At 67.1% G+C, this 5543-nt stretch carries 4 protein-coding genes, 1 rRNA gene and 4 pseudogenes; 6 read left to right on the top strand and 3 right to left on the bottom strand.

What is annotated here, in order from left to right:
* Positions 1 to 233 precede the first annotated feature (233 nt).
* Entirely contained in the window at positions 234 to 863 is a 630-nt protein-coding gene (locus ABT085_RS43180) for a hypothetical protein (protein ID WP_351621728.1), read from the bottom strand.
* Positions 864 to 1077: 214 nt separating this feature from the next.
* Positions 1078 to 1980: an aminoglycoside phosphotransferase family protein gene (locus tag ABT085_RS43175; RefSeq protein WP_351621725.1), complete on the bottom strand. Its 903-nt coding sequence runs from the start codon at positions 1978 to 1980 to the stop codon at positions 1078 to 1080.
* A gap of 108 nt (positions 1981 to 2088) precedes the next feature.
* Here ABT085_RS43175 and ABT085_RS43170 point away from each other — a divergent pair.
* The 6 genes and pseudogenes from ABT085_RS43170 to ABT085_RS43150 form a co-directional block, all read left to right on the top strand.
* A pseudogene (locus ABT085_RS43170) lies at positions 2089 to 2205 on the top strand (IS630 family transposase); the annotation flags it as partial.
* A gap of 671 nt (positions 2206 to 2876) precedes the next feature.
* A pseudogene (locus ABT085_RS43165) lies at positions 2877 to 3673 on the top strand (IS5 family transposase); the annotation flags it as partial.
* 131 nt (positions 3674 to 3804) lie between these two features.
* Entirely contained in the window at positions 3805 to 4209 is a 405-nt protein-coding gene (locus tag ABT085_RS43160; RefSeq protein ID WP_351621722.1) for a DUF4265 domain-containing protein, read from the top strand.
* A 136-nt stretch (positions 4210 to 4345) separates the two neighbouring features.
* Positions 4346 to 4497 (top strand): annotated as a pseudogene (locus ABT085_RS46915) (transposase); the annotation flags it as partial.
* Positions 4498 to 4533: 36 nt separating this feature from the next.
* Positions 4534 to 4654, top strand: a pseudogene (locus tag ABT085_RS46910) (IS5/IS1182 family transposase); the annotation flags it as partial.
* A gap of 224 nt (positions 4655 to 4878) precedes the next feature.
* A complete protein-coding gene (locus tag ABT085_RS43150; protein ID WP_351621720.1) occupies positions 4879 to 5328 on the top strand; it encodes an SMI1/KNR4 family protein in 450 nt (149 codons plus the stop codon).
* Positions 5329 to 5456: 128 nt separating this feature from the next.
* On the opposite strand, the gene rrf is transcribed toward ABT085_RS43150, so the two are convergent.
* Positions 5457 to 5543, bottom strand: a 5S ribosomal RNA gene (rrf, locus tag ABT085_RS43145); the annotation flags it as partial.

Below are 5543 nucleotides of genomic sequence, written 5' to 3'. Positions count from 1 at the left end.
TGCTGGTGGTTTGTCGCCGCATCCGCGGCAGGAGACGCCGCCGCAGAACCGATACGGCTCCGTGGCAACCCGGAGAACTATACGCATCCGGCAGAAGGCCGTCAACCAGCCCCTGTCAAGATCTTTTGAGGCTCGTCCGCGTGGGGCCACGTCGTGGCGATCGACTGCTCGGAGGGAGAGCGCCCCGGCACGACACCAGGGCCCCCTACCCAGCTCCTTGCCGAGTTGGGCTGTCAGCCGGCCTTGGCGCAGATCGCGTAGACGGCAGCGGTGTAGGCCGGGTCGTAGCCACCGTTCATGAAGCCGGCGGTCCAGCCGACGGGTGTGGTGCCGGAGACGACCGGGTTGGAGTGCAGCGTCGCGCCGTACGACTGGGCGGTGCTGCCGGGCAGGTACCACCCGCCGCCGGTGGCGACCTCACCGTCCGGGCACCGCGCCTCGACGTCGACCATGTCCAGCACGGCGACATCCTTCGTGGCGGTGACGACATGCACCCCCGCGACACCGTTCGCCCCCGCGGGCCCCTGAGCCCCGGCATCACCCTTGTCGCCCTTGACCCCGGCTTCCCCCATCTCCCCCTGGACCCCCGGGGTTCCCTGCTCCCCCTTCTCCCCGACATCGCCCTTGTCACCCTTGTCGCCCTTGGGGCCCGCAGGTCCCTGGGGGCCAGTCCGGTTCCAGGTGACGGAGTCCTCTCCATCGCGGCAGGCCGAGTCCGGCTCGACGAGACGCAGCCGGCCGGTGGCGTTGACGCACCCCTGGATCGTCCCGTCCTCCGCGATGTACGACCGCTGCACGTCCCTGGCCAGTGCGAAGTCCGCCGACGTCACCACGATCACGACAGAGGCGGCCACAGTGGCCACGACGGCACGACGAATCAAAGTCACAGATCCCCCCAGGATTGTTGAACCATCGACTTGGCAACTCGGCCCAGTCATGCCCAACTGCCCCTGAGCGAACACTTGTTGCCGAAATGCACGGCAATCCCACAAGCTGCTTGTGGGAGCCTCGGCGCAGAAGGGTCGCGGTCGAGCGATGCGCCGCCAGGGTCGGCATGGCCCCTGGTCCTGCCGACCGTCAGCCCTCTTGCAGCACCGTTCGGATCACGTGCCGGGCGTTCTGCGCCATCGCCGGGTTCGTCTTGCGGTAGTACGGCAGCGCGATCAGTGCCTGCGAGAGCGTCCGCCCCCGGCCGCGGATCCAGGTCGCGTCGTCCACACACAGCGCCTCGCGGAAGACTTCCCTCGCCTTGGCCGGCAGCAGATTCCAGGCCGGGAACAGATCACAGGCCGGATCGCCCGTCCCCAGGCACCCGAAGTCGATTACCGCGGTCAGCCTGCCACCGTCCACCAGCAGGTTGCCCGGCATGAGATCTGCGTGCAGCCACACCGGCGGCCCGTCCCAGACAGGGGCTCGCAGCGTCTCCTCCCACACTGCTGTGGCGGCCTCGCAGTCGACGCCCTCCTGCGGGATCCCACGCAACTCCTCGATCGCCGCCCGGGTCTCCGCGTCGAGCGAGGCGACCGACCCTCCGCGATGGGCCTGCGGGGCCGCCCCCGGCAGCATGATGCTCCGCATCGCCGCGACGAACCCCGCTAGGTCCTCGGCCAGCTGAACCGGCTCGCTCAGGGCTCCCGCTTCCGGGTTCTCCCCTTCCAGCCACCGGTACACCGACCACGGCCATGGGTACCCCTCCGCAGGCTCCCCGTCCCCGACTGCCGTGGGGACGGTCGTGGGCAAGTGAGGTGCGAGCCGGGGCAGCCACGTCCGCTCCTTCTCCACGTCGCCGGCTCCGCCCTGCGCAAGTGGTAGCCGTACGGCCATGTCGTCACCCAGGCGGTATATGGCGTTGACCGTCCCGCCAGACGGAAACCGCTTGATCGTCAGTCCCGCCCACTGCGGGAACTGGCCGGCGATCAGCCGCCGGACCAGGTCCCCGTCGATGGGATGTACGTCGGAATGTGTGTCACCTGTATCCATGGCTCGTCATCCGACCGCCGGACACCAACAAGCGTCAACCACCTCTGAAGCCCAGGCACGGACCGATGCTGACCGTGCTCACGCAGCCGGCCTCTCTCGGTGCCCTGCCGCTGCCAGAACGCTCAGCACCCGGACGTTCTCGCGGCCCAGCGCAAGGAACGTGCTCGTGTCCGAAGCGAGAAGGACATCCGCTGGGGCGGGCGCCCCCTCACGGTCGCGGCCTGAGCCCGTCAGACAGGAGGCGCGCCAAGGGAGCCTCCCTGCGGAAGAGGCACCGGCCTGCCTCGCAGTGATGAGCAGGTTCAGCGCTCGCCCTCAGCGTCGCTAACGAGACGGCCACGGTGGCCGGCGGGCCATCGTGCATCCACGTCGGAGGCGACTGACCGACATGTCGTGCAGGCCGTCGCCCTCAGCGGTGACCGGGAGTACCCGTAGCCGGTTTGCTCTTCCCGTTCGATGTTCACACCACACAGCGTCATCGTGGTCACGACGGCGTGCTGGACCTCAGGGGTGCTGCTCTCATCAGCCGCAGCACACCACCGGTCGGTAGTGGATCGATATGGCGGACGCAGCATCTCACCGGACTCCATGACGATGACGGTTGCGAGGCGGTGGCCGCACGTCACCCACGTTCCGCCTGCCGGATTCGTTGGAAGCGGATCAAGACCACCAGCCAGCTCGGAACCGCACACGTCGCACACCATGCGGATGACGACCGCAGGCCCCTCCAGGAGCTCGAGGCCGCGAGGAGCACGGCGAACTTTCTGCTTCCCGAGCGCGTCCCGACCAGCGGGAGCTGGTGGCCCGCTCACCCTGGAAGGCCTTAGAACTCCTAACAGAATGATCTTCGAGGTGGTTGGATCGCTTCGGAAGTGATGACGATCCGGGGGTGGGGGATGGCTCGGTCGAAGCCGTGGCATATCGAGGACGAGCTGTGGGCGGTGATCGAACCGCTGTTGCCGAAGGTAAAGCGCCGCACTCGCTGTCCCGGGCGCAAGCGGCATCCGGACCGGTTGGTGTTCCAGGGCATTCTGTTCGTGCTGCACACCGGGATCGCCTGGGAACACCTGCCGCAGGAGCTCGGTTTCGGCTCGGGCATGACGTGCTGGCGCCGCCTGGCTGAGTGGACCGAGGCCGGCGTCTGGTCTCGGCCGCACGAGGCGCTCCTGGCCGAGCTCCGCAGGGCGAACGTGCTGGACCTCTCCCGGGCTGCGGTCGACGGCTCCCACATCCGGGCGTTAAAAGGGGTCCCAAGACAGGACGAAGTCCTGTTGACCGGGGCAGGACAGGCAGTAAACATCATCTGATCACCGAGGCCTCCGGCATCCCGCTCGCCGTCACGTTGACCGGCGGCAATCGCAACGACGTCACCCAGCTCATTCCGCTCCTGGAGGCGGTGCCGCCCGTGCGGGGCAAGCGCGGCCGTCCACGGCGGCGCCCCGATGTCGTCCTCGCCGACCGCGGGTACGACCACGACAAGTACCGACGCCTGGTCTGGGGGCTCGGAGTGAAACCGCTGGTCGCCCGGCGGGGCACCGAGCACGGCTCGGGACTGGACACTCAACGCTGGGTCGTCGAGCGCGCGTTCGCCCATCTGCACTGGTTCCGCCGCCTGCGGATCCGCTGGGAGATCCGCGACGGCATCCATAAAGCCTTCCTCACCATCGGATGCGCATTGATCTGTTGGCGACGTCTCAACGCGCCCCGCTGTATCGAGGCCGGGGCAGCTATTGCAGGATTTGGGAGTCGGGACCCAGCTACGGGAGGCACCTCATCACCATCATCACGCATGAGGACCCCATCGGCAGGGGTCCCACGAACTACATGATCCACGCCGACCTGTCGGACCGGCAGGACGGCTGGCGCGAGCAGCTGTGGACCCGCCAGCTCACCGAGGACACGTTCGAGGTGGCCTGTCTGCCCTTCTTCACCTACGGAATCTGCTACCGGGACGTCGTGACCATCGACAGCAACCATCTGGTGAACAAGGTCGTGCTCAAGTCCGGCCACCGGACCCTTCGTGTCGCACTCGTCGTGGAGCACGCAGACCGAGACCACGCACACGAGCTCCTGCACGGCAAGGCTGTCGGCACCGGCCTGCCACATGAGTGGCTCCGGGGCACCTACCTGGCCATTGACCTCCCGCCTGGCTCGGATGAGGCACCCTTCGTCGAGACATTGGAATCCCTTGCCCAGGCCGGCACCCTCCACTGGGAGATCGACTCCTGATCCGAAAGATCATTCCGTTAGGAGTTCTTACAGCGGCTAACACAACGAGATGGCTCGGTACTTGAAGGGCGTGTCCAAGGCGGCAGTGAGCGTTCGGTTCGGTGTGGGGACGTTGCCGTGGATCGCGGCGGATGGGCTGTGGGACGCCTGGAGCCGCTGCCGGTGCAGCGCGAACGACGCTTTCGTCACCCGGGCCGCAAGCCGCTGCCGGACCGGCAGGTGCTGTGCGGGATCCTGTACGTGCTGCACACCGGGATCCAGTGGGAGTACCTGCCGCAGGACCTCGGCTTACGACCACGACATTTACCGCGACCAGGTCCACCCCGTCGCATCGTGCCCGCGATCGCCCGCCGCGGCCCGACACGGCACCGGGCTGGGCACCTACCCCTGGGTCGCGGAGAGGAGTTTCGCCTGACTGCACGGCTTCCGACGACGGCGGATCCGGTGAGCACGGCGAGCCGACATCCACGAAGCGTTCCTGAAACTCGCCTGCTGCCTCATCGCCCCACCGACAACTCGGAACATTGCGCTGACACGAGGGCGCGAGGCTACTGGTCACCTCATGGATGTCTGTAGCTCATGCCATGATCCGGCCTCATGAGTGACCGTTCGCTTTCACCCGCCTGGCTGGTCTCTTGGGCAGACAGAGTCTCCGGGGTCCTCGCAGCAATGACAGGCGAGTTCGAGCGTCGGCACGGCTTTCCCCCTGGTACCAACGAGGTCCGGCCAGCGAGCCGCGACGATCGAACCGCAGCTCGCACGCTTGCCCAAGCGGGCCTCATCCCGGCTGACCTGGTCACCTTCTACGACAGCATCGGCGACGTCACCTGGGCGGACGTCGGCAACGGCTACTTCCTCGACCCGGCAATCGACGTCCTTCTGCGGCTCCAGGAGCACGGCGCTGTCGATGCCGGCGCGGACCAGAAGGTGGCCATCGGCTCGAACGGCGGCGGCCTGTCCTACGTCACGGGCCCTGATGGATCAGTTCATCGAACGCGGACGGCATCACTGGACGAACCGGAACTCGACAAGCTAGCCGACGACCTGCGGCAGTTCCTGGAACTGCTGGAACAATCCTTGACGCGGTTCGCAGCCGACGGCGAGCCGGGATCTCTGTAGGTCAGTCTCAGCCACGATGTCCCGCTTGCGGCCGGCCCGCTTGAGCGTGGCCTGAATCTGGGTGACGAATACTGGAGTGAACGCAGAAAACCCCCGTGCCGAATGGCACGGGGGTTTTCTCAAAATTTGTTCGGCGGCGTCCTACTCTCCCACAGGGTCCCCCCTGCAGTACCATCGGCGCTGTGAGGCTTAGCTTCCGGGTTCGGAATGTAACC

It is taken from the genome of Streptomyces sp. NPDC002265, assembly GCF_040296125.1.
GTDB lineage: Bacteria > Actinomycetota > Actinomycetes > Streptomycetales > Streptomycetaceae > Streptomyces.
This window is presented reverse-complemented; position numbering and strand designations above follow the sequence as displayed.

Bases quoted from the DNA above. Each gene is read 5' to 3' on its own strand.
- ABT085_RS43160 (WP_351621722.1), top strand. From the start codon at position 3,805: ATGATCCACGCCGACCTGTCGGACCGGCAGGACGGCTGGCGCGAGCAG.
- ABT085_RS43175 (WP_351621725.1), bottom strand. From the start codon at position 1,980: ATGGATACAGGTGACACACATTCCGACGTACATCCCATCGACGGGGAC.
- ABT085_RS43150 (WP_351621720.1), top strand. From the start codon at position 4,879: ATGACAGGCGAGTTCGAGCGTCGGCACGGCTTTCCCCCTGGTACCAAC.